Source organism: Billgrantia sp. NRB1 (genome assembly GCF_056921725.1).
The window spans coordinates 457,261-479,252 of record NZ_CM167783.1 but is presented as its reverse complement, the minus strand read 5'-3'; the positions used below and the strand labels follow the sequence as shown (position 1 = coordinate 479,252).

The window sequence follows — 21,992 nt, the reverse complement described above, 5'->3', positions numbered from 1 at the left end:
GGTTGATCGACCTCAGGCCGGCCAGCCGCTGCCGCTCATCCCGGCTCGGCGTGCTCCACCATCAGCTGCAGCGACTCCTGGCCACGCCAGCGATTGCGATTGAGCCGATAGGCGCAGCGCAGCCGGTCGCCCAGGCCGAACGCCGGCAGCTCCCCCGGGGTCAGCGCCCGAAACCAGATCGCCCGGTGGGCCACCGCCCCCATGGCGAGTTCCAGCATCAGATGGGTGCCGTCGGCGCCCACCGGGCGCAGTCGCTCCACTAGGAACTCCCCCTGGAAGAGCGGCGCCTCGAACTCGCGACCGAAGGGCCCCAGAGCCTCCAGCTCCCCCAGGGTCGCCAGGCTGAGCGCCTCCGGGGCCAGGTCGCCATCGGTCAGGATCCTGGGGTAGAGCTCGGCCCCACCCAGCTGCTCCGCCACCGCCTGCAGGAAGGCCGCGCGAAACTCGTCCAGCCGGTCCGCCGGCACGCCCACGCCGGCCGCCCCGCGATGCCCGCCGAAGCGCGGCAGCGCCTGGGGGGCCAGCTCGAAGGTGCGCTGCAGGGCATCGCGCAGGTGCAGCCCCTCGATGGAGCGGCCCGAGCCGGTGAGCATGCCGGGTGCCGCCGCCGGGGTCAGCACCAGGGCCGGCCGACCGAAGGCCTGTACCAGGCGTGAGGCCACGATCCCCTGTACGCCGGGATGGCCGCTCCCCAGATAGACCACCACGGCGGGCTCATCGGCGGCCAGGGCCGGCGCGGCCAGAGCCCGCGCCTCTTCGGCCATATCGGCCTCGATCGCCTTGCGCGACTGGTTGTCCCGATCCAGCACGTCGAGGTAGCGGCTTGCCACATGATCCTGCTCGGCGAGCATGAAGTGCAGCGCCGCATAGGGATCGTCGAGCCGTGAGCGGGCGTTGATCCGCGGCCCCATCTGGAAGCCCAGGGTCTCGGCGTCGAAGGGCACGCTGTCCGCCCCGAGACGCGCCGCCATGGCGCGCCAGCAGGCGGCCTCCATGCGATTGATCAGCGCCAGGCCGTGGGTCACCACCGCCCGGTTGGCGGGGCTGCCGCCCAACGAGACGCAGTCGGCCACGGTGCCCAGCGCCACGTAGGAGAGCCAGGGGGAGAGCTTGGGGGTGGCCTCGGGCAGCGCGCCCCACTCTATCAGCACGCTGCGGGCCAGCGACATGGTCAGCCAGGCCACCATGCAGCCGGCGATGGTGGGGTCGGGATAGTCGCAGTCGTCCCGGGTGGGATTGACCACGGCATGGGCCGAGGGCGGCGGCCCTTCCACCGGCAGGGCGTGGTGGTCGCTGACCACCACGTCGATGCCTGCCTCGGCCAGCCGAGCGATGCGCGGCTCGTCGCTGCTGCCGCAGTCGGCGGTGATCACCAGGCTCGGCCGCGGCGAGAGGGCCAGGGTGCGCTCCACCAGCGGCAGGCTGATGCCGTAACCGTCATGGATGCGGTGGCCGATCAGGCTGTGCAGCTTCGCCTCCGGCACGCCGAACAGCTCCACCAGGGTGCGCCGGATCACCACATGGGAGGTGATGCCGTCTACGTCGTAGTCGGTGAGGATGCCGATATGCTCGTCCTCGGTCACCGCCCGGGCGATGCGCTCGGCGGCGCGGCGGCCGTCGGCCAGTTTCTCGGGGTGGGCCAGGTGGCGCAGGCTGGGCGAGACCAGGGGCGCGAGCTCCCCCTCGAAGCCCGCCAGGCGCCCGGCCAGCACCCGTGCCTGGAGCTCGGTGAGCCCCTCCCGCTGGGCGCGGGCATAGAGGGCGGCGTCCCGGGGCCGCGGCAGGATGCGCGGCCTCAGGCGCTCGCTCAGATCGATGGGATCGCTTACGGCGTTCAAGCCTGACTCCTGTGGTTCGCACTCATTGGCACGATGACGTCTTGCCGACATGAAGAGCGAGGGGCGCCGGGACAGGCCGAAGAGGGGGTCCTATGCCTGGGATGAGAAGCACTGCTTCGAACGGGCTGGCCATGGATGGCCAGCACCGGTCCTGCAAGCGTAGCAGGACGCGAGAGCGAAGCAGGGCATCGGTAGCACCCAGGGAGGGGTTCACATCGCCCCCTCGTCGGTCCGGCGTTCCGGGGCCTGTCGCCGGATCAGCCCCGAGCGGGCATCCAGCTCCAGCGACATTGAGACCTCCCTGACCTGTCCCCGGCGCCCCTCGCTACCCTTCGTAGCCCTCGCTTCCGGCTCCTGGCTGTCGGCCTTAGCGCCGGTTGTCGGCCACGAATTGCTGCACCGCGGCAAGCTCCGCCGGCAGCACGGTATAGCGCTCCTCGCGCTCCAGCAGGTCGTCCATATGGGGCGGCAGCGGCACGCCCGGGAAGCCCGCCTTGACCACCGCCTCGGCGAACTTGGCCGGGTGGGCAGTGGCAAGCGTGATCATGGGCACGCTCGCCTCGCCCCGCTGCCGCTCCGCGGCACGATAGCCGGTGGCGGTGTGGGGGTCGAGGATCTCCTGGGTGCGGTGGTGCGCTTCGCGGATCACCTCCAGGATGGTGGCGTCGTCCACGCTGTGGCTGGCGAAGCGCTCGCGCAGCCGGGCCAGGGGCGCATCCGCCAGGACGGTGGGCTCGGCCTGGAAGCGTTCCAGCAGTGCGGCCACGGCACCGCCGTCGCGATCATAGGCCTCGAACAGCAGGCGCTCGAAGTTGGACGACACCACGATGTCCATGGAGGGCGCCAGGGTCGCCTTGAGCTCCTGCTTGGAGAAGTCGTTGGCGGCGAGCGTGCGGTGCAGGATGTCGTTGGCGTTGGTGGCGATCACGAAGCGCTTCACCGGCAGGCCCATGCGGTAGGCCATGTAGCCGGCGAAGACGTTGCCGAAGTTGGCCGAGGGCACGCAGAAGCTCACCTTGCGGTGAGGCGCGCCCAGGGCCACGCCTGCGGCCACGTAGTAGACGATCTGGGCCATGATGCGCGCCCAGTTGATGGAGTTCACCGCCACCAGCCGGGTGCCGTTCAGGAACGACTGGTCGGCGAAGCTCGCCTTGACCATGGCCTGGGCGTCGTCGAAGTTGCCCTCGATGGCGACGTTGAAGACGTTGTCGGCCAGCACCGAGGTCATCTGCCGGCGCTGCACCTCCGAGACCCGGTTATGGGGGTGGAGGATGAAGATGTCGAGGTTGTCGCAGTGGCGGCAGCCCTCGATGGCCGCCGAGCCGGTGTCGCCGGAGGTGGCGCCCATGATCACCGCCCGCTCGCCGCGCTTGGCCAGGAAGTGATCGAGGATACGGCCGAGCAGCTGCAGGGCCACGTCCTTGAAGGCCAGCGTGGGGCCGTGGAACAGCTCCAGCAGGAAGTGGTTGGCATCGAGCTGGTTGAGCGGCACCACCGCATCGTGGCTGAAGGTGGCGTAGGCATCATGCACGATGCCGCGGAACGTCTCGTCGTCGATCTCGCCGTTGACGAAGGGCCGCATGACCCGAAAGGCGATCTCGGCATAGGAGAGCCCGGCCATCCCCTCGAGCGCTTCGCTCGACAGCTGGGGGATATCCTCCGGCACGTAGAGGCCGCCGTCGCTGGCCATGCCGGTGAGCACGACCTCCTCGAAGGAGAGCGCGGGCGCCTGCCCGCGGGTGCTGATATAGCGCATCGGTTATTCCTGCTCGTCCAGGGATTCGACGCGGATCCGCGTCACTGGCCCGGCGATATCGGCCAGCGACTCGATATGGCGGATCGCCTCGTTCATGTGCTGCTCGCGGGTCCGATGCGTCAGCAGGATGATCGGCACCAGCTCACCCTCGGTGGCCTCCTTCTGGATCAGCGCCTCGATGGAGATGCCCTGTTCGGAGAGGATGGTCGCCACCCGCGCCAGCACCCCGGGCCGGTCCACCGCCAGCAGCCGCAGGTAGTAGGCGGAGATGATCTCCTCCATGGGCATGATCGGCAGCTGGCTGACGTCCTCGTCGATGCCGCTGAAGGCCAGATAGGGAACCCGGTAGTGATGGTCGGTGGTGATATCCCGCGCCACGTCGAGGATATCGGCCACCACCGAAGAGGCGGTGGGCTCGGCCCCGGCACCGGCCCCGTAGTAGAGCGTCGGCCCCACGGCATCGCCCATCACGGCGATGGCATTCTTGACCCCGTGCACATTGGCCAGCAGCCGCTCCTTGGGGATCAGGGTGGGGTGCACGCGCAGCTCCAGGCCAGCGTCGGTACGCTTGGAGATACCCAGATGCTTGATGGTGTAGCCCAGGTTGTCGGCCTGCTCGACGTCTTCGGCGGTGACCCGCGAGATGCCCTCGGTGAAGGCCTTCTCGAACTGCAGCGGGACGCCGTAGGCGATGGAGGCCAGGATGGTCAGCTTGTGTGCCGCATCGATGCCCTCGACGTCGAAGGTGGGATCGGCCTCGGCATAGCCCAGCGCCTGGGCCTCGGCGAGCACGTCCTCGAAGGCACGGCCCTCGTCGCGCATGTGGGTCAGGATGTAGTTGCCGGTCCCGTTGATGATGCCCGCCACCCACTGAATGCGGTTGGCGCCCAGCCCCTCGCGCAGCGACTTGATCACCGGAATGCCGCCGGCCACCGCCGCCTCGAAGGCCACAATCACGCCCTGCTCGTGGGCCGCCTGGAAGATTTCGTTGCCGTGTACGGCGATCAGCGCCTTGTTGGCGGTGACCACGTGCTTGCCGTGCTCGATGGCGGTCAGTACCAGCTCCCGGGCCACCTCATAGCCGCCGATCAGCTCCACCAGCACGTCCACATCGGGGTTGGTCGCCACCTCGAAGACGTCCGAGGTGGTCTTGAGGCCGGTGAGGTCACACTCCGGGTTGGGGGTGCGATAGGCGACCTGCTCGATGACGATCGGGCGGCCGGCCCGCCGCGCAATGTCGTCGGCGTTGCGCGTCAGCACGTTGAAGGTTCCGCCACCGACGGTTCCCAGCCCACAGATTCCCACTCTCACCGGTTTCAATGTCTTTCCCCTTTAATTACCTGTTGCCTTGTGTCTCAGCGAAGGTCGGCGGTCCTCTGCGGGACCGCCTGACCGGGATCAAACTCGTACGTTACATACAGCGCCGGCCTAGTCGTCCAGCCCCAGCATGCCGGCCAGCCGCTCGGCGGGCACATAGCCGGGCACCATGCGGCCGTCGGGCAGCACGATGGCCGGCGTACCCTGCACGCCGATCTCCATGCCCAGATGATACTGCGACTCGACCGGATTGTCGCAGTCGGCGCTGTTGTTCAGCGCTTCCTGCCGCTTGGCCGTGGTCATCGCCTCGCTGGGGTTGTCGGCGCACCAGATCCGCTCCAGTACCCGCGCGCCCTCGGCGTTCATCCCGGTGCGCGGAAAGGCCAGGTAGTGCACCTCGATGCCCTGCTCGTTGAGGCGCGGCACCTCCTCGTGAAGCTGGCGGCAGTAGGGGCAGGTGGTATCGGTAAACACCACCAGCTCGGCGCGGCTCTCTTCGGCACCGCGGAAGATCACCCGCTCGGCATCGGGAATCGCCGCCAGGCGCGCGGCACGCTCGGCGTTGCCGGCCTGTTCGGTGAGATTGACCAGCCCCTCGGGGCCATTCTCGTAGAGATCGCCCACCAGGAAATAGCGTCCCTCGGCATCGCTGTAGAAGGACTCGCCGGTTTCCAGGCGCACTTCGAAGAAGCCCTCCACGGGCGTGGCCCGGACGCTGGCCACGGGCATCGGCTGGCCGCGCACTTCCAGGCGTTCGGCCAGGCGTTCGGCGGTGTCGGCCTGGGCGGCCAGCGGCAGGCCCAGGGCCATCAGGGGCAGACTGAGGGCGCCCAGGGCACCGGCAAGGCGAAGAGCGGATAGGGTCATGAATCAACCTCGAGGATGATGTTCGGCGTGCAGGGCTTCGAGTCGCGCCTGCGCCACATGGGTATAGATCTGGGTCGTCGACAGGTCCTGGTGACCCAGCAGCAGCTGTACGACACGCAAATTGGCCCCATGATTCAACAGATGCGTGGCGAAGGCATGGCGCAGCGTATGCGGCGACAGCGGCCGCGTGATGCCGGCGGTTAGCGCATGGGCCTTGATACGGTACCAGAAGGTCTGTCGCGTCATGGCCCGATCCCCCCGCCCGGGAAACAGCGCCGGGCGCGTCGGGTCCGCCATCAGGGCGTTGCGCGCCGTGCGCAGGTAGCGTGACAGCCAGTGTACGGCCTCTTCCCCCAGGGGCACCAGGCGATCCTTGTCGCCCTTGCCGCGCACCCGAACCACGCCCTGGCGAAGATTCACCGCATCCAGGGTCAGGCCCACCAGCTCCGAGACCCGCAGGCCACAGCCATAGAGCACCTCGAGCATGGCCCGGTCGCGCAGCCCCAGGTCGGTGGAAAGATCCGGGGCCGCCAGCAGCCGCTCCACCTCCGCTTCGTCGAGGGTGTCCGGCAGGTCAGGGCGCACCCGCGGCAGCCGCACCTCGTTGAGCGGGTCGCGCTCGATGAGCCCCTCCCCCAGGGCCCAGCGGTAGAAGCCGCGCAGGCTCGACAGCAGCCGGGCATTGCTGCGCAACCGGTAGCCCTGCTCGCGGCGCGTCTCGAGCCAGGCGGCCAGCGTCGCCTCGCCGGGCGCAAGCAGCGATTCGCCTGCCTCCTCGAGGTGCGCCGACCAGGCCTCCAGGTCGTGCCGGTAGGCGGCCAGGGTGTTGGCGCTCGCCCCCAGCGCCAGCCAGCGGGCATCGAGAAAGGCGTCGATCAGGCCCATGGGGCTGCCGGCCATCGTCATGCGACTCCTCCCGTACCGCCGGCGCCAATGCAACGAAACCCCGCCCCGCGCAAGCGGTGACGGGGTTTCGCGGCGGGCCCACCCTGGGGTGCGCCCTCGGCCGACCCGGCTATCAGGACAGCTTTTCCTTGATGCGGGCGGACTTGCCGCTGCGCTCGCGGAGGTAGTAGAGCTTGGCCTGGCGGACGTCACCGCGACGCTTGACCGCGATGGAGTCGACCAGCGGGCTGTAGGTCTGGAAGGTCCGCTCGACGCCCACGCCGTGGGAGATCTTGCGCACGGTGAAGGCGGAGTTCAGGCCGCGGTTGCGCTTGCCGATCACCACGCCTTCGAAGGCCTGCAGGCGCTCGCGGCTGCCTTCCTTGACCTTGACCTGGACGACCACGGTGTCGCCCGGGGCGAATTCCGGCACCGCCTTGCTCATCTGCTCGGCCTCGAGCGCCTGGATCACCTTGTTCTTGCTGCTCATGACGATAACTCCTCGAAAAAAAACGTGACTCACCGATCCGGTTGGCTGCCGGTGAATCGTGATCCCGGCGCTCGAGCCTGCTCGAGAGCGCGGGAGACAATGGGTGACACAGGTCCACGACCCGGGCGGCCCGAAGGCGCCGCCCTCAACGTCTCGCGTCCTGCACCTCCGCCCTGTCGTTGGACAGGCCGTATTCCTCGATGAACTCTTCCAGCAGCTCGCGCTGCTCCGGGTCCAGCGTCCTGCCTTCGAGCAGGTCGGGACGCCTGAGCCAGGTTCGCCCCAGCGACTGCTTCAGGCGCCAGCGCCGAATGGCGCCATGGTGGCCGCTGAGCAATACATCCGGCACCCGCCGCCCGTCGATCTCCTCGGGGCGCGTATAGTGCGGGCAGTCCAGCAGCCCCTGGTTGAAAGAGTCCTCGACCGCGGAATCCTGATGCCCCAGCACCCCGGGGACCAGCCTGGCCGCGGCATCGATCAGCACCATGGCCGGCAGCTCACCGCCGCTGAGCACATAGTCGCCGATCGACCACTCCTCATCGATGTCGCACTCCACCACGCGCTCATCGATGCCCTCGTAGCGCCCCGCCACCACCACCAGCGGGGGGCCCGAGGCGAGCTCCTGCACCCCGCGCTGATCCAGCCGCCGCCCCTGGGGCGAGAGATAGATCACCCTGGGGCGCTGCCCGGTGACCTGTTCGGCCCGTTCGCGGGCGCTGTGGATCGCCGCGCGCAGGGTGTCGACCTTCATCAGCATGCCGGGGCCGCCTCCGTAGGGGCGATCATCCACGGTGCGATGCCGATCGGTGGCGTAGTCGCGGGGGTTCCAGCACTCCAGCGCGACATGCCCCCTGTCCACGGCTCTACCGGTCACGCCGTGGCGAGTGATCGCCTCGAACATCTCGGGGAACAGCGACACCACGCCGATCCACAGACTCGGCCCGGGTGCCTCCTGGGCGTCCGGCTGACTCAAAAGTCGGGGTCCCAGTCGACGGTCATGACGCCGGCGTCCAGGTCCACGTCGAGGATCACCTCGTCGGGCAGGAACGGCAGCAGCCGCTCACGGTTATCGATGGCCGACGGCGTTCCCTCGGGATCGCCCTTGACCACCATGACATCGTTGGCCCCGGTCTCGAACAGGTAGCGAATACGCCCCAGGGCCTCGCCCTCGCGAGTCACCACCGCGAGACCTTCCAACTGATGCCAGTAGTAGTCGCCGCGGGGCAGTTCCGGCAGGTCTGCCTTGGGCAGCAGCACTTCGGCGCCGGCCAGACGCTCCGCCGCACCACGATCCTCGACGCCTTCCAGCTGGGCCACCAGGCCCTTGCCGTGCCGACGCCCCTGCAGCAGCCGATGACGGCTAACCGCCTGACCCTGGCGCAATACCCACTCGGGATAGTCGAGAATGCCGTCCATCGGGCTGGTATGGGAGTAGACCTTCAGCCACCCCTTGACGCCGTAGGGGCTGGTCAGCTTCCCCAGCACCACATGGCCATCCCGCTCGATGTCTTCGGCTTGCTCGCTCATGTCATCACCGCCAAGCAACCGGTTCAGGCCTGCTTGCGGGCTTCCTTGACCAGCTCGGCCACGCGGTCGGACATCTGGGCGCCCTGGCTCTGCCAGTGGGTAATGCGGTCCAGGTCGACGCGCAGACGCTCTTCACCGCCACGGGCGATGGGGTTGAAGAAACCCAGACGCTCGATGAAGCGGCCATCGCGCGCGTTGCGCGAATCGGTCACGGTCAGGTGATAGAAGGGACGCTTCTTGGCGCCACCACGTGCCAGACGAATGGTAACCATGGCGTTAACTGTCCTTCGGTTGAGGTTACGTTGAATACCGATCTACGCCGGGCCCGGCAAATGGCCGGGGGCCTCGGCATCCTGCTCGGAAAGCGGGCCGATTGGCCCGCCTTCGCGTCGTTCGGTCACTTTTGCATGTCAAGCGTGCAGCCGTGCGGTTGCCACGGTCCTGCCATGAAGACGCAGCATTCTACGGAAAACCGCTCGACTTGGAAAGCCCGGCTCGCCATTCCTTTTTCAGGCGCGCCTGGGTAAGGCCGGCGTCAACGCCTGGGGAAGCCACCGGGGCCGCCCATGCCCCCCATACCGCCGGGCCCGCCCATTCCGCCTGGGCCACCCGGACCGCCGCCGCCCATCATGCCGGACATGCCGCGCATCATCTTCTGCATGCCGCCCTTCTTGCCGGCCTTCTTCATCATCTTCTGCATCTGCTTGTGCTGCTTGAGCAGACGATTGAGGTCGGGCACCTGCAGGCCGGCGCCGGCGGCGATGCGCCGCTTGCGCGAGCCGTTGATGATCTCCGGGCGACGGCGCTCCTTGGGCGTCATGGAGTTGATCAGCGCCTCGAGCTTGCCCAGCTCCTTCTCGGGGCCGGGCCCCTGGGCCATTTCGGCCATCTGCCCCATCCCCGGCAGCTTGCCGAGCAGCCCACCCATGCCGCCCATCTTCTTGAGCTGCTGCAGCTGGTCGCGGAAATCCTCGAGGTCGAACCCCTCGCCCTTCTTGACCTTCTTGGCGAGCTGCTCGGCTTTTTTCTTGTCGACGGTGCGCTCGGCCTCCTCGATCAGCGAGAGCATGTCGCCCATGCCGAGGATGCGCGAGGCCACGCGATCGGGGTGGAAGGGCTCCAGGGCATCGACCTTCTCGCCCACCCCCATGAACTTGATCGGCTTGCCGGTGATGTGGCGCACCGACAGCGCCGCGCCGCCGCGGGCGTCGCCGTCGGCCTTGGTGAGGATCACCCCGGTCAGCGGCAGCGCCTCGTGAAAGGCCTTGGCGGTATTGGCCGCGTCCTGGCCGGTCATGGCGTCGACCACGAACAGCGTCTCCTGCGGCTGGCAGGCGCGGTGCAGCTCGGCGATCTCGGCCATCATCGCCTCATCGATGGCCAGGCGACCGGCGGTATCAACGAGCAGGACGTCGTGAAACTGAATCTTGGCGTGCTTGATCGCCGCCTTGGCGATATCGACGGGCTTCTGATCGGAGCGGGACGGGAAGAACTCGACGCCCACCTCGCCGGCCAGCGTCTCGAGCTGGTCGATGGCCGCCGGGCGGTAGACGTCGGCGGAGACCACCAGCACCTTCTTCTTCTCGCGCTCGCGCAGGTAGCGGGCCAGCTTGGCCACCGAGGTGGTCTTGCCCGCCCCCTGCAGGCCGGCCATCAGCACCACGGCGGGGGAGCCCTTGAGGGCAAGCCCCTCGTTGGCCTCGCCCATGATCGCCTCGAGCTCCTGCTGGACGATCTTGACGAACTGCTGCCCCGGCGAGAGGCTCTTCGAGACCTCCTGCCCCACGGCACGCTCACGGACGCGCTCGATGAAGGCCTTGACCACCGGCAGGGCGACGTCGGCTTCGAGCAGCGCCCGACGCACCTCGCGCAGGGTGTCCTTGATGTTGTCCTCGGTCAGACGCGCCTGACCCTTGATGGACTTGAGCGTCTGCGACAGCCGCTCACTGAGATTCTGGAACATGGGCCACTCCGGCTGCGATCCTGGCAGTACCTGACGTCCCGCCGTGCGGGGGCGCTTGCAAGACAGGGTCTGTGACGATTCGCCACATGCGACTGGCGTCCTGCGTTACCCGCGATACTGTAAAACAGTCGCGATCGACCGTCATTGTCGAACGTCGCATGGCGATGATTGGGTAGGAATTATACGCCTTGTGGCCGGCAGTCTCCATGCGACCGTCGGCCGTCACGGCAAGCGCCCCCTGCTGTGCGACTCTGCACGAATTGGGTATAGTGGCAGCGCAACCGCGCAATACCCTGTCAACACTCGACACGCTTAGACGCCGGCAACGGCGCACGGATGGCAACTGATGCAGGCGCTTTCACTGGCCGTCATGGCCCTGATCTTCTATATGGGTGCCGCCTCCTGGCAGGCAATGACGCTGCTGCGCCGCGCCCCGGCGCGGCCCGCCCTGGTCCGCACCCTGGGGCTGCTGGGCCTGCTGAGCCACCTGCCCCTGGCCGCCAAGCTGGTCAGTCAGAGCCCCGGCATCATGCCCGGCCTGTCGACCAGCGCCGTACTGCTGACCGCCGTCATGGTCACCGTACTGCTCCTCGTGAGCCTCGCCAAGCCGGTGCTCAGCGTGGCGGTGGCGCTCTTCCCCATCTCCGGCCTGGCCCTGCTGCTGGCCGTGGGATTGCCCAGCCCCGAGCGCACCGGCGGCCTGACGCCGGGCATCGCCCTGCACGCCATCAGCTCGGCACTGGCCTTTGCGGTACTGGCCATTGCCGCCATTCAGGCGGTGCTGCTGGGGCTTCAGAATCAGGCCCTGCGCCACCACCGGATCCGCGGCATCGTCCAGTCGCTGCCGCCACTGACCACCATGGAACGGGTCCTCTTCGAGCTGATCTGGGGCGGCATGATCCTGCTGACCCTGTCGATCATCAGCGGCTTCGTGTTCCTCGACACCATGTTCGCTCAGCACCTGGCCCACAAGACGATCCTGTCGCTGGCCGCCTGGGTGATCTTCGCCGTGCTGCTGGTAAGTCACCACGTCCTGGGCTGGCGCGGCATGCGCGCAGTGCGCTGGACGCTGGGCGGCTGCGCCGTGCTGCTGCTGGCCTATTTCGGCAGCCGTTTCATGCTGGAGGTGGTCCTGCAGCGCGGCTGAGGCGAGCCTCGCCTTGACACTGCCGGGCCGACACCCTACAACACTGGGCTGACACGCCAGAGAGGAACCTTCGACTTGAGCGACGACTTCCCTGTGGGATTGCTGTTCGGCCTGCTTTTCCTGCTCGTCTTCCTTTCTGCCTTCTTTTCCAGCTCCGAGACCGGCATGATGTCGATCAACCGCTACCGCCTGAGCCACCAGGCCGGCAGCGGCGACAGCCGAGCCAAGCGTGTCGCTCGCCTGCTGGCCCGCCCGGATCGCCTGATCGGCGTGATCCTGATCGGCAACAACCTGGTCAACAACCTGGCCGCGGCCATCGCCACGGTGCTCGCCATCCACTTCTTCGGCGAGGTCACCGGCCCCGCCATCGCGCCGCTGGTCCTCACCATCGTCATCCTGATCTTCGCCGAGGTGACGCCCAAGACCTATGCGGCGGTCAAACCCGAGCGGATCGCCTTCCCCGCCTCCCTGGTGCTGGAACCGCTGCTCAAGCTGCTCTATCCGCTGGTGTGGCTGGTCAACGTCATCTCCAACGGCCTGCTCAGGCTGCTCGGCGTCAAGAGCATCGAGGGCGGCGGCGACCACCTGACCCGTGACGAGCTGCGCACCGTGGTGCACGAGGCGGGCACCCTGATTCCTCATCGCCACCAGGCGATGCTGCTGTCGATCCTCGACCTCGAGAACGTCACGGTGAACGACATCATGGTGCCTCGCCACGAGGTGGTCGGCATCGACCTGGATGACGAGCTCGAAGACATCCTGACTCAGGTCCGCACCAGCCAGCATACGCGCATCCCCGTCTACAAGGGCGACATCAACAACATCATCGGCATGCTGCACCTGCGCAACGCGGCGCGCTTCCTGTCCCGGGACGAGGTGACCAAGGCCTCCATCGTTCAGGAGGCCCGAGAGCCCTACTTCATCCCCGAATCGACGCCGCTGCACACCCAGCTCTTAAACTTTCAGAAGCAGAAACGGCGCATCGGCATCGTGGTGGACGAGTACGGTGACGTGGAGGGCCTGGTGACGCTGGAGGACATCCTCGAGGAGATCGTCGGCGAGTTCACCACCGACGTGGCCGGCCAGGATCAGGACATTCACCATCAGGATGACGGCAGCCACCTCATCGACGGCACCGCCAACATCCGCGATATCAACCGCCTGCTGGGGTGGCAGCTGCCCACCGACGGCCCCAAGACGCTCAACGGCCTGATCCTCGAGCACTTGGAGTCCTTCCCCGATGGCCCCGCCTGCCTGCAGATCGGCACCACGCGCATGGAGATCCTCGAGGTGCGTGACAACCTGATCACCGCGGCGCGCTGCTGGCAGGCGCCTCGCCGGGCGTCACGCACCCGCGGCCACTCCCCCTGAGCGGCGGCGTCAACGACGCTGCAGCGGCGCGGCAGCCGAGCGGGCCCGCGACCAGGGCTCGGCCTCGGCCTTGAGCGCGCGAACCCTGGCCTCCAGGCGATCCCGCCGCACCTGGCGCGGCGGAATGGGCTCGCCGAAGTGCAGCGCCACCCGGGGGCGCAGGCGGCGCGGCCACTTGGTCAGCGCCGGCCCGCCCTGGTGAGACGCCCAGGAGCCCCACAGCCCGGCTAGACCGGCGGGAATCACCGGCACCGGATCCCGCGCCAGGATCAGCTCGATGCCGCGGCGGAAGGCATGGATCTCGCCATCCGGCGTCAGCCGCCCCTCGGGAAACAGCATCACCACCTCCCCGCTGCGCAGGGCCAGGCTGATTTCATCCAGGGCGCGGCGCACGCTGCCGGGGTCCCGGCGATCGGCGTCGACCGGTATGGCCCCGACCAGGCGGAAGAGCCAGTTGAGCCAGGGCGACTCGTAGATGGGGCGATCCATCAAGAAACGCAGCGGCCGCGGGCTGGCCCCGCCGATGACCAGCGCATCCATGAAGCTGACGTGGTTGCAGACCACCAGCGCCGGGCCGCGGGCCGGGATGAACTGGCGGCCACGCAGACGCAGCCGATAGATAGCGTGGATCAGCGCAAATACTATCAGGCGAATGACCGGCCGCGGGCGCCGGGAGCAGCGCCAGCCCCCCACCACGGCCAGCAGGCCAAGCAGGCCCAGAAGCGAGAGATTCACGTCATGTCGGACCGATGCTTGAGACCGGCGAGGGTCGTGGTCAAGAGCTGGTCGAGCAGCTCGCCCACCTCCAGCTGCTGCCCCTGCCAGTAGCCCAGGCGCTCGTTGAGCCCCAGCAGCACCAGGCCATGCACGCTGCCCCACAGGGTGCGCCCCAAGCGACGTGCCTCCAGGTCGCCCAGCGCCGGCTGATACTCCTTGAGCGTCGCCTCCACCCGCAGAAACAGCGCCTCGATCATGTCGGACTGACGCTGGTCGAGCTCGCCCTCCTGGGCCAGCGGGTAGTCGAAGAGCAGCTGCCAGCGATAGGGTTCGCGCTGGGCGAACTGCCAGTAGGCCAGGGCCAGGGCCTTCAGCCGCGGCTCCGGTGCCATCTCCTCTTCCAGCGGCTCGATGACCGTGCGCAGCAGGCTCAGGGTGTGAATGTTCACGTGCTGCAGCAGGTTGTTGAAGCTGCCGTAGAGCTTGAGCAGGGTGCTGGGTGCACAGCCCACTTCACGCGCCAGGGCGCGCAGCGACAGCGTATGGACAGGATTGTCCTGCAGCCAGGCATCGCAGGCCGCCATGACCTGGGCATGGAGCGCTTCGGGCGCATGCTGTCGGGGACGGGCCATCGGGCTCCTCGCGGGGACGTTAACTTCAGAGGCCATCATAGCGCACATCGAACACTGTTTTCGAGCATCGGCGAGCGCCCCCTTTTCAGCCCTGTGAGACTTGGCTACTCTGGCGCCACCCCCTATCCGGAGTCGCCATGGCCGGCCGCCTGTTCATCCCGCCCCTCGATGCCGCCCACTTGCTGCCGGACCTGCGCCTCGACGCCCCGCTGGTAACTGCCACCAACCTGGCGCCGAGACGCCCCCTGTCGATCATTCGCCTGGAGGCCGGCACCCCCTGCCTGACCGAGGCCTTCTGGGGGCTCACGCCGCCCTGGCTGACGGTACTCGACCACGCCCCGCACTGCGCCCGGGCCGAATCGCTCGACTCGCGGGCCATGTTCCGCGACGCTTTCGCCGCGCGCCGCTGCCTGGTGCCGGCCGGCGGTGTTTACGTGTGGAAGCCCCAGCCGCGCTTCAAGCAGCCGTTCCTGGTCACCCGCCTCGACCGCCGTCCGCTGCTGCTCGCCGGCCTGTGGTGCCGCTACCACACCACCCTGACCGAGCACGCCGACTCGACGGCGCTGATCACAGTGCCCACCAATACGCTGCTGGCGCCGCTCAGCGACCGACTGCCGGCGATCATCGACGCCGCCGATGCCCCGCGCTGGCTGGACCCCCTCACCCCCGCGGAGACTGCTCGCCGGCTGCTGATTCCCGCCCCTAGGGAACTGTTGGGCGCCTTTCCGGTATCAAGACGAGTGAACAATCCCCTGAACCAGGAGCCGAGTTGCGCCCACCCCACCGGCCCCATGCTGCGCTGGACACCCGAACAGGAGAGATGATGCCTACCCTTGCCGCAACGCTGCCCTACCGCCGCCACGCCCTGGCGCTGACCCTGGCCTTGCCTTTGCTGATCGTCGGCACGCTGCCCGGGGTCGTCGAGGCGCGCCAGGCAGAGGCCGAGGAGGCCATCGCCGAGGCCATCACGCCCCGCGTCAGCCCCCACGACGAACGTGATTACCGGGTGCTGACCCTGGACAACGGCCTGACCGCCCTGCTGGTCAGCGACCCCGAGGCCGACCGTGCGGCCGCCTCGATGAACGTCGCCGTGGGCAGCGCCCAGGACCCCGACGACCTGGCCGGTCTGGCCCACTTCCTCGAGCACATGCTGTTCCTGGGCACCGAACCCTATCCCGAAGCGGACGCCTACCAGCGCTATATCCGCCGTCACGGCGGCAACTTCAACGCCTTCACCGCGCCCCAGGACACCAACTACTTCTTCGACATCGAGCCCGACGCCTTCGCCGGGGCACTCGACCGCTTCAGCGAGTTCTTCCTGACCCCGCTGTTCAACGCCGACCAGCTGGAGAGCGAGCGCAATATCGTGCACTCGGAGTACATGGCACGGATCCGCGACGACGGCCGTCGCGAGAACGACGTGCTCAATCAGGTGCTCAATCCCGACAACCCCACCACCGGCTTCTCGGTGGGCAGCCGCGAGACCCTGGCCGACCCGCCCGAAGGCGAGCCGACGCTGCGCGAGCGGGTGATCGACTTCTACGAACGCTACTACGACGCCAATGTCATGCAGCTGGCGCTGATCGCCCCGCACTCCCTCGACGAGCTGGAGATCCTGGTCACCGAGCGCTTCGCCGACATCGCCGACCGCGGCCTCTCTCGCCCCGAGATCACCACTCCGCTGGCCCGCGAGGACGAGCTGCCGCGTTACCTGGAAGTGCAGTCGGTGAGCGACCGGCGCCAGCTGCGCTTCCTCTTCCCGGTGCCGGACCCGATTCAGGCGTATCGCCACAAGCCCGCCGACTACCTGGCCAACCTGCTGGGTCATGAAGGCGAGGGCAGCCTGCTGTCGGTGCTGCGCGAGGCGGGACTGGCCGACGGCCTGGCCGCCGGGGTCACCCGCGGCGACGGCCACCACGCCCTGTTTGCGGTCAGCATCAGCCTGACCCCGACCGGTGCCGAACGGCTCGACGATATCCAGGCCACGCTGTTCGATACCATCGCACTGATCCGCGAAGAGGGGCAGGACGAGTGGCGCTACGATGAGCAGGCCCGGCTCGCCGAGCAGGAGTTCCGCTTCCAGCAGCACGGCTCGCCGCTGCAGGGCGCCATGCGCCTGGCCATGAACCTAGCGCGCTTCCCGGTGGAAGACGTCCAGTATGCCGCCTATCGCATGGACGGCTTCGACCGGGAACGGATCGAAACCTATCTGGACGCCCTGCGCCCGGAACGCCTGCTGCGCCTCTACAGCGCCCCGGACGTGGAGGGCGAGCAGGAGTCGCCGTGGTTCGACGCCCCCTGGCGGGAGATCAGCCGGGCCGCCGACGCCGAGGGCAGGCCGCTCGCCGGCCTGGCCCTGCCCGCCCCCAACCCCTTCATTGCCGAAGACCTCACGCTGCTCGAGGAGCAGCATGAACGCCCGACGGCGCTGGTCGACGCCCCCAGCTTCAGCCTCTGGCACATGAGCGACGCCAGCTTCAACACCCCCAAGGTGGAGTGGCGCTTCAGCCTGCAGCACCCCGACGCCAGCGCCGACCCGCGCCGGGCCGTGCTGTCGCGGCTGCTGGCCGGCTGGCTCGACGACAGCCTCAACGAAGACTTCTACCCGGCACGGCTGGCCGGCCAGAGCGCCGAGGCCTACGCCCACGCCCGGGGCATCACCCTCTCCTTCTCGGGCTGGCGGGACCGCCAGGAGCAGCTGATCGAGCGCACCCTGATCCAGCTGCAGGAGGGCGAGATCGACGAGGCAAGCTTCGCTCGCGCTCACTACCGGCTGCAGCGTGAATGGCGCAATGCTCCCCAGGCCGCACTGTTTCGCCAGGGCCACCGCACCCTGGCCGAGGCGCTGATGCGCCCGCAGTGGCCGACCGAGCAGCTGCTGGAGGCGAGCCACGACCTCGGGGTCGATGACCTGCGCGACTACCGCGACGCCTTCCTCGCCTCGCTGCGCCTGGAGGCCATGGCGGTGGGCAATCTCGACGCCGAGCTGGCCAATCGGGTGGGGCGGAGCGTTGCCGAGGCCCTGGACCCCGGCCTGGAACCGGCGGCGATCCCCGACCTCACCCCGCTGCGCATCGACGGTGAGCTGCCGCCGCTTCACCCGGTGACCTCCCGCGAGGAGTCGCTGGTGCTGCGCTACCTGCAGGGGACCGACCGCACCCTTGCCACCCAGGCTAGTCTGGCGGTACTCGGCCAGGTGCTCGACACCCCCTTCTACCACCGCCTGCGCACCGAGGAGCAGCTGGGCTACGTGGTCAACGCCGGCTACACACCGCTTTTGGATGGCCCCGGTCTTAGCCTGCTGGTGCAGTCGCCGAACACGCCGAGCGAGGCGATCCAGGCGCATATCGACGCCTTCCTGGACGACTTCGGCGAGCAGCTGGCGGCGATGAGCGATGACGACCTGGCCACTTACCGCCAGGCGGTCCACGACGAGCTGCTAAAGCGCGACACCAGCCTCTCCGGGCGAACCAACCGGCTGTGGCGCGCCCTCTCCTTCGGCGACACCGACTTCGACCGCCGCGAGCGCCTGGCCGACCGGGTGCTCGAGGTCGACATCGAGGCACTGAAAACGCTGTGGCCCGAACTGCGCGAGACCGCCGTGGCCAACATCACTTTCGATCCTGGCACCGACCCCAGCAACGTCGCCGAGCTGACGCGCCATCTGGAGCCGCTGCCCGAGGCAGAGGAGTAAGGGGCGAGGGGCGAGGGGCGAGGGGCGAGGGGCGAGGAAAGAGTAAGGAGTGAGGAGTAAAGCGCAAGACAAGGTGTGAATCCAGCGCCCGGCCCAATGGCCGGGCGCTGTCGTCTGGCCGGGCAGTTAGCGTTAGCCGAAGGCCTGGGGCGGCATGATCGCTTCCACGTGCATCACCAGCTCCTCGAGGATCTGGCGGTCGCGGTCGCCGAGCGCCACCTGATTGAGGCGCTCGATCTCGCGGGCGAAGTCCTTCAGGGTGAAGCCGGCCAGCGCCGCATCGTTCATCCGCTCCCAGCGGAAAGCCTCCCAGCGCGCCTGCTCCTCGCCGGTGAGGGTGTCCGGGAAGCTTCGCGCCCGATAGCGGAACAGCATCTCCTCCAGGCGGGGGTCCTGAAAGGCGAAGCGCGCCTCCACCAGCTCCCAGGGGTCGGTGTCCCGTACCCGCTGCATCTGCTGGCGATCCGCGGGAGAGAAGAAGCCCCCCGAGTAAAGCATCAGATCGGGGTCGGCCGGCCCTTCCGGCGGCGGCTCGGCGAACGCCGCCGCCGCCTTGGCCGCGGCCTCGGGGCTTTCCACCAGGTGCTGCCAGTGCCGGCGACAGGCGCCCAGATCCAGCTCCAGGCGCTCGACGATGTCGCCATACTCCCCCTGCCGCGGCCCCTCCACGTCCTTGAGCGCCGCGGCGGGCAGGATCACCGGGCTCTTGTTGATGTGGATCACCTTGAGCGGGATGCGCGCCTCGCCCTCGGCCAGGTCTTCGCTGCTGACGAAGACCCGCTGGCGAATCTGCTCGGCGTCGAGAGCCAGCAGCGGGGCGGGGTCCACCGAGAGGTCGTAGACGATCACCCCGTTGGGGTTGGTGGGATGCTCCGCCAGCGGCATCACCAGGGCGCTGCAGCCGCGGCTGGCGGGATAGCGGCGCGAGACGTGCAGTACCGGCTTGCGCTTTATGACATCGAGTCCCTTCGCCGCCTCGCGCTTGCGGCGCAGCGACAGCAGGTAGTCGAAAAGCTTGGCATTGCGCGCCTTGAGCAGCCGCGCCAGGGCAATGGTGGCCCGCACATCGGCCAGGGCGTCGTGGGCACCGGCGTGTTCGATGCCGTTGGCGGCGGTCAGGTCCTCGAGGCGAAAGCTCGGCGCGCCGTCTTCGCGGGTGGGCCACTCGATGCCCGCCGGGCGCAGGGCGTGAAAGGCCCGCACCGCATCGATCAGATCCCAGCGGGAGTTGCCGTTCTGCCACTCCCGGGAGTAGGGGTCGAGCAGGTTGCGGTAGAAGAGATGACGGCTGACCTCGTCATCGAAGCGCAGGCTGTTGTAGCCCAGCGCGCAGGTGCCGGGTTCGCTCATCAGGGCATGGATGCGCCCGGCGAACTCGGCCTCGGGCAGCCCCCGGCGCCGGGCCTGCTGCGGGGTGATCCCGGTGACCAGGCAGGCCTGGGGATGGGGCAGGAAGTCGTCGGCCGGCTTGCAAAACCACTCCACCGGCTCGCCGATCTCACGGAAGTCGGCATCGGTGCGAATCGCGGCGAACTGCGAGGGGCGGTCGCGACGCGGGTCGGCGCCGAAGGTCTCGTAGTCGTGCCAGAGGAAAGTCATCGGGGCGGCATCGGGCTTCGCCATGGGCGAGGGGTCTCCTGACTCTGCGTCGCTGAAGGCCACAGCCTAGCACACCGTGCGTCCGCCCCGCTCAGGCCCGCGGCAGGGTGACGTTGAGCTCCAGCACCGAGCAGTTGTCCTCGCTGTCCAGACTGATGTTGATGGCATCGTCGTCCACCTGGACATAGCGGCGGATCACCTCCAGCAGCTCCTTCTCCAGCATCGGCATGTAATCGGGCTGGCCCCGCTGGCTGCGCTGATGCGCCACGATGATCTGCAGCCGCTCCTTGGCGACCGACGCGGACTTCTTGCGCTCGCGCTTCAGGAATTCAAGCAACTTCACCGGCGACCTCCTCCGAACATACGGCTCAGCAGACCCTTCTTCTGGAACTCATGGAAGCGCAACGGCACCTCCTCGCCGAGCAGGCGCGAGACGGTATCGACATAGGCCTGTCCGGCATCGCTTTTCTCGTCGTGGGTGACCGGCACCCCCTGGTTGGAAGCCCGCAACACCGCCTCGGACTCCGGAATCAGGCCGATCAGATCGATGGCCAGGATCTCGCGGATGTCGTCCAGATTGAGCATGTCGCCGCCGTCGACCCGCTCGGCGTTGTAGCGGGTGATGAGCAGGTGCTCCTTGATCGGCTCCTCGCCCTGCTCGGCCCGCCGGGTCTTGGACGCCAGCAGCCCCAGGATGCGGTCGGAGTCGCGCACCGACGACACCTCGGGGTTGGTCACCACGATCGCCTCGTCGGCGTGGTACATGGCCAGCTGGGCGCCCCGCTCGATGCCCGCCGGCGAGTCGCAGAGGATATAGTCGAAATCGCTGCTCAGGGTCTTGAGCACCTTCTCGACGCCCTCGGCGGTCAGCGCATCCTTGTCGCGGGTCTGGGACGCCGGGAGGATGTGCAGGTTGTCGACGCGCTTGTCGCGGATCAGCGCCTGATTGAGCCCCGCCTCCCCCTGGATGACGTTAACCAGGTCATAGACCACGCGGCGCTCGCAGCCCATGATCAGGTCCAGATTGCGAAGCCCCACGTCGAAATCGATCACGACGGTCTTGTTGCCACGCAGCGCCAGCCCGGTGGCGATGGCCGCTGCGCTGGTTGTCTTGCCGACCCCACCCTTGCCGGAGGTCACTACGATGATCTTGGCCAAGTTGAGCATCCTTTCGAAAGCGTTAAATAAAGAATAAGGAATATGCCTGTGGGCGCTAGAGCGGCGTGATCTCCAGCTGGGCATCGCGCAGCGCGACCTGCACCGCCGTGCCAAGCAGCTGCGGGTCGATATCCTCGAGACGCTTGTAGTTGCCGGCCACCGACAGCAGCTCGCCGCGCAGTTCGCGACAGAAAATGCCAGAACGGGTGTCGCCATGGATGCCGGCCAGCGCCCGGCCGCGCAGCGCCCCGTAGACGTGCACGCTGCCGGCGGCCAGCACCTCGGCACCGGCGTTCACCGCCCCGATGACCACCAGGTCGCCCTCCGGGGCGGTGACCTGCTGGCCGGAGCGGACGGTGCCGCGGTAGATGCGCCCACCGCTGGCCACGCTGACGGCCTCCTCGCCAGCCTGGGCGTCGCCATCGTCCGGGGCACTCTCCACCGCTGCGGCGCTCTCAACCGCCGCCACACTCTCCAGCGGCCTAGCACGAACGCCGTCGCTGGGCGGAAACCAGCCCAGCCCCAGCGCCCAGGCCGACTGCTTGACCGGGTCGGGACCGCCGCGCACCGCCACCGGCAGCAGCTTGTGGGCCCGGCAAACGGCACAGATGCGCTCCAGCGCCAGATGCGGCTCATCGAGCTTCTCGACCGCCAGTACCACCGGGGTATGCTGGAAAAACGCCGGCGACTGGCTGAGCTTGCCGGAAAGCTGCTCGCGAATGCGCTCGGGGTCGGCGCTGGCCAGCTCCATGACCGTCATCGGCAGCATGCCCCCCTTGAAGGTGAATGCCATGCTTGCCCTGTCCAGGTTGAGACTCATTGCCGGGCTCCACTCGGGTGATATCGGATCGTGGGACTAAAGCTAAGCGAGTCCCCCGGCCCCTGCAACTGATGATACGGCCAGCGAGCCGACAATGACATTGTCGCCATCTGGCCACACCCGACCTGCCGCACAGGCTTTTCTGCCGCCGCAGCGCATGCTTAGATAACAATGAAACAAAGATTGCCGACCACGATAGCGACCATCGTGG

At 68.1% G+C, this 21,992-nt stretch carries 20 protein-coding genes; 4 read left to right on the top strand and 16 right to left on the bottom strand.

Going from position 1 to position 21,992, the window contains the following annotated elements:
• Nucleotides 1-35: 35 nt before the first annotated feature.
• The 10 genes from ACZIYR_RS02130 to ffh form a co-directional block, all read right to left on the bottom strand.
• Nucleotides 36-1,838 carry a single-stranded-DNA-specific exonuclease RecJ gene (locus ACZIYR_RS02130; RefSeq protein WP_483528059.1) on the bottom strand — a complete coding sequence of 601 codons (1,803 nt, stop codon included), beginning with the start codon at nt 1,836-1,838 and terminating at the stop codon, nt 36-38.
• A 367-nt stretch (nt 1,839-2,205) separates the two neighbouring features.
• Entirely contained in the window at nt 2,206-3,594 is a 1,389-nt protein-coding gene (gene thrC, locus ACZIYR_RS02125) for a threonine synthase (protein WP_483528058.1), read from the bottom strand.
• A gap of 3 nt (nt 3,595-3,597) precedes the next feature.
• Nucleotides 3,598-4,914 carry a homoserine dehydrogenase gene (locus ACZIYR_RS02120; RefSeq protein WP_483528057.1) on the bottom strand — a complete coding sequence of 439 codons (1,317 nt, stop codon included), beginning with the start codon at nt 4,912-4,914 and terminating at the stop codon, nt 3,598-3,600.
• Between the two features lie 108 nt (nt 4,915-5,022).
• On the bottom strand, nt 5,023-5,778 hold the full coding sequence (locus tag ACZIYR_RS02115) for a DsbC family protein (protein ID WP_483528056.1): 756 nt from the start codon (nt 5,776-5,778) through the stop codon (nt 5,023-5,025).
• 3 nt (nt 5,779-5,781) lie between these two features.
• Nucleotides 5,782-6,663 carry a site-specific tyrosine recombinase XerD gene (gene xerD, locus ACZIYR_RS02110; protein WP_473034975.1) on the bottom strand — a complete coding sequence of 294 codons (882 nt, stop codon included), beginning with the start codon at nt 6,661-6,663 and terminating at the stop codon, nt 5,782-5,784.
• 133 nt (nt 6,664-6,796) lie between these two features.
• Complete coding sequence (gene rplS / locus ACZIYR_RS02105; protein ID WP_238977431.1) at nt 6,797-7,153, bottom strand: 50S ribosomal protein L19; 357 nt, start codon at nt 7,151-7,153, stop codon at nt 6,797-6,799.
• 145 nt (nt 7,154-7,298) lie between these two features.
• A complete protein-coding gene (gene trmD / locus ACZIYR_RS02100) occupies nt 7,299-8,087 on the bottom strand; it encodes a tRNA (guanosine(37)-N1)-methyltransferase TrmD (RefSeq protein ID WP_483529039.1) in 789 nt (262 codons plus the stop codon).
• Between the two features lie 35 nt (nt 8,088-8,122).
• On the bottom strand, nt 8,123-8,680 hold the full coding sequence (gene rimM / locus ACZIYR_RS02095; RefSeq protein WP_483528055.1) for a ribosome maturation factor RimM: 558 nt from the start codon (nt 8,678-8,680) through the stop codon (nt 8,123-8,125).
• 23 nt (nt 8,681-8,703) lie between these two features.
• On the bottom strand, nt 8,704-8,952 hold the full coding sequence (rpsP, locus tag ACZIYR_RS02090) for a 30S ribosomal protein S16 (protein ID WP_102652817.1): 249 nt from the start codon (nt 8,950-8,952) through the stop codon (nt 8,704-8,706).
• 263 nt (nt 8,953-9,215) lie between these two features.
• Nucleotides 9,216-10,643: a signal recognition particle protein gene (gene ffh / locus ACZIYR_RS02085; protein WP_483528054.1), complete on the bottom strand. Its 1,428-nt coding sequence runs from the start codon at nt 10,641-10,643 to the stop codon at nt 9,216-9,218.
• 346 nt (nt 10,644-10,989) lie between these two features.
• Here ffh and ACZIYR_RS02080 point away from each other — a divergent pair, with 346 nt between their 5' ends.
• A complete protein-coding gene (locus ACZIYR_RS02080; protein WP_473032214.1) occupies nt 10,990-11,790 on the top strand; it encodes a cytochrome C assembly family protein in 801 nt (266 codons plus the stop codon).
• Between the two features lie 75 nt (nt 11,791-11,865).
• Nucleotides 11,866-13,161, top strand: coding sequence for an HlyC/CorC family transporter (locus ACZIYR_RS02075; protein WP_483528053.1), 1,296 nt, complete (start codon nt 11,866-11,868; stop codon nt 13,159-13,161).
• Nucleotides 13,162-13,170: 9 nt separating this feature from the next.
• Here ACZIYR_RS02075 and ACZIYR_RS02070 read toward each other — a convergent pair whose 3' ends face one another.
• Together ACZIYR_RS02070 and ACZIYR_RS02065 are read right to left on the bottom strand one after the other, a co-directional pair.
• Nucleotides 13,171-13,896 (bottom strand): 1-acyl-sn-glycerol-3-phosphate acyltransferase, encoded by a 726-nt coding sequence (locus ACZIYR_RS02070; RefSeq protein ID WP_473032212.1) that lies wholly within the window; start codon nt 13,894-13,896, stop codon nt 13,171-13,173.
• Nucleotides 13,893-14,510 carry a TetR/AcrR family transcriptional regulator gene (locus ACZIYR_RS02065; protein ID WP_473032211.1) on the bottom strand — a complete coding sequence of 206 codons (618 nt, stop codon included), beginning with the start codon at nt 14,508-14,510 and terminating at the stop codon, nt 13,893-13,895. Before ACZIYR_RS02065 ends, ACZIYR_RS02070 begins: the two co-directional genes overlap by 4 nt.
• Nucleotides 14,511-14,647: 137 nt before the next feature.
• Between ACZIYR_RS02065 and ACZIYR_RS02060 the strand changes: the two genes are divergently transcribed.
• The gene (locus ACZIYR_RS02060; RefSeq protein ID WP_483528052.1) at nt 14,648-15,334 is read left to right on the top strand and encodes an SOS response-associated peptidase; all 687 of its coding nucleotides are present in this window, start codon (nt 14,648-14,650) and stop codon (nt 15,332-15,334) included.
• A complete protein-coding gene (locus ACZIYR_RS02055) occupies nt 15,331-18,204 on the top strand; it encodes an insulinase family protein (RefSeq protein WP_483528051.1) in 2,874 nt (957 codons plus the stop codon). Before ACZIYR_RS02060 ends, ACZIYR_RS02055 begins: the two co-directional genes overlap by 4 nt.
• 132 nt (nt 18,205-18,336) lie before the next feature.
• On the opposite strand, the gene sbcB is transcribed toward ACZIYR_RS02055, so the two are convergent.
• The 4 genes from sbcB to minC all read right to left on the bottom strand — a co-directional run bounded on the left by sbcB (nt 18,337) and on the right by minC (nt 21,781).
• Complete coding sequence (gene sbcB, locus ACZIYR_RS02050) at nt 18,337-19,827, bottom strand: exodeoxyribonuclease I (RefSeq protein ID WP_483528050.1); 1,491 nt, start codon at nt 19,825-19,827, stop codon at nt 18,337-18,339.
• A 67-nt stretch (nt 19,828-19,894) separates the two neighbouring features.
• On the bottom strand, nt 19,895-20,146 hold the full coding sequence (gene minE / locus ACZIYR_RS02045; RefSeq protein ID WP_102588074.1) for a cell division topological specificity factor MinE: 252 nt from the start codon (nt 20,144-20,146) through the stop codon (nt 19,895-19,897).
• Nucleotides 20,143-20,961: a septum site-determining protein MinD gene (gene minD / locus ACZIYR_RS02040; protein ID WP_473032209.1), complete on the bottom strand. Its 819-nt coding sequence runs from the start codon at nt 20,959-20,961 to the stop codon at nt 20,143-20,145. Before minD ends, minE begins: the two co-directional genes overlap by 4 nt.
• A 55-nt stretch (nt 20,962-21,016) precedes the next feature.
• A complete protein-coding gene (gene minC / locus ACZIYR_RS02035; RefSeq protein WP_483528049.1) occupies nt 21,017-21,781 on the bottom strand; it encodes a septum site-determining protein MinC in 765 nt (254 codons plus the stop codon).
• Between the last annotated feature and the right edge of the window lie 211 nt (nt 21,782-21,992).

Coding starts and splice junctions, on each gene's coding strand:
- thrC (WP_483528058.1), bottom strand. CDS start 3,594: ATGCGCTATATCAGCACCCGCGGGCAGGCGCCCGCGCTCTCCTTCGAG.
- ACZIYR_RS02115 (WP_483528056.1), bottom strand. CDS start 5,778: ATGACCCTATCCGCTCTTCGCCTTGCCGGTGCCCTGGGCGCCCTCAGT.
- xerD (WP_473034975.1), bottom strand. CDS start 6,663: ATGGGCCTGATCGACGCCTTTCTCGATGCCCGCTGGCTGGCGCTGGGG.
- rplS (WP_238977431.1), bottom strand. CDS start 7,153: ATGAGCAGCAAGAACAAGGTGATCCAGGCGCTCGAGGCCGAGCAGATG.
- rimM (WP_483528055.1), bottom strand. CDS start 8,680: ATGAGCGAGCAAGCCGAAGACATCGAGCGGGATGGCCATGTGGTGCTG.
- rpsP (WP_102652817.1), bottom strand. CDS start 8,952: ATGGTTACCATTCGTCTGGCACGTGGTGGCGCCAAGAAGCGTCCCTTC.
- ffh (WP_483528054.1), bottom strand. CDS start 10,643: ATGTTCCAGAATCTCAGTGAGCGGCTGTCGCAGACGCTCAAGTCCATC.
- ACZIYR_RS02080 (WP_473032214.1), top strand. CDS start 10,990: ATGCAGGCGCTTTCACTGGCCGTCATGGCCCTGATCTTCTATATGGGT.
- ACZIYR_RS02065 (WP_473032211.1), bottom strand. CDS start 14,510: ATGGCCCGTCCCCGACAGCATGCGCCCGAAGCGCTCCATGCCCAGGTC.
- ACZIYR_RS02060 (WP_483528052.1), top strand. CDS start 14,648: ATGGCCGGCCGCCTGTTCATCCCGCCCCTCGATGCCGCCCACTTGCTG.
- ACZIYR_RS02055 (WP_483528051.1), top strand. CDS start 15,331: ATGATGCCTACCCTTGCCGCAACGCTGCCCTACCGCCGCCACGCCCTG.
- sbcB (WP_483528050.1), bottom strand. CDS start 19,827: ATGGCGAAGCCCGATGCCGCCCCGATGACTTTCCTCTGGCACGACTAC.
- minC (WP_483528049.1), bottom strand. CDS start 21,781: ATGAGTCTCAACCTGGACAGGGCAAGCATGGCATTCACCTTCAAGGGG.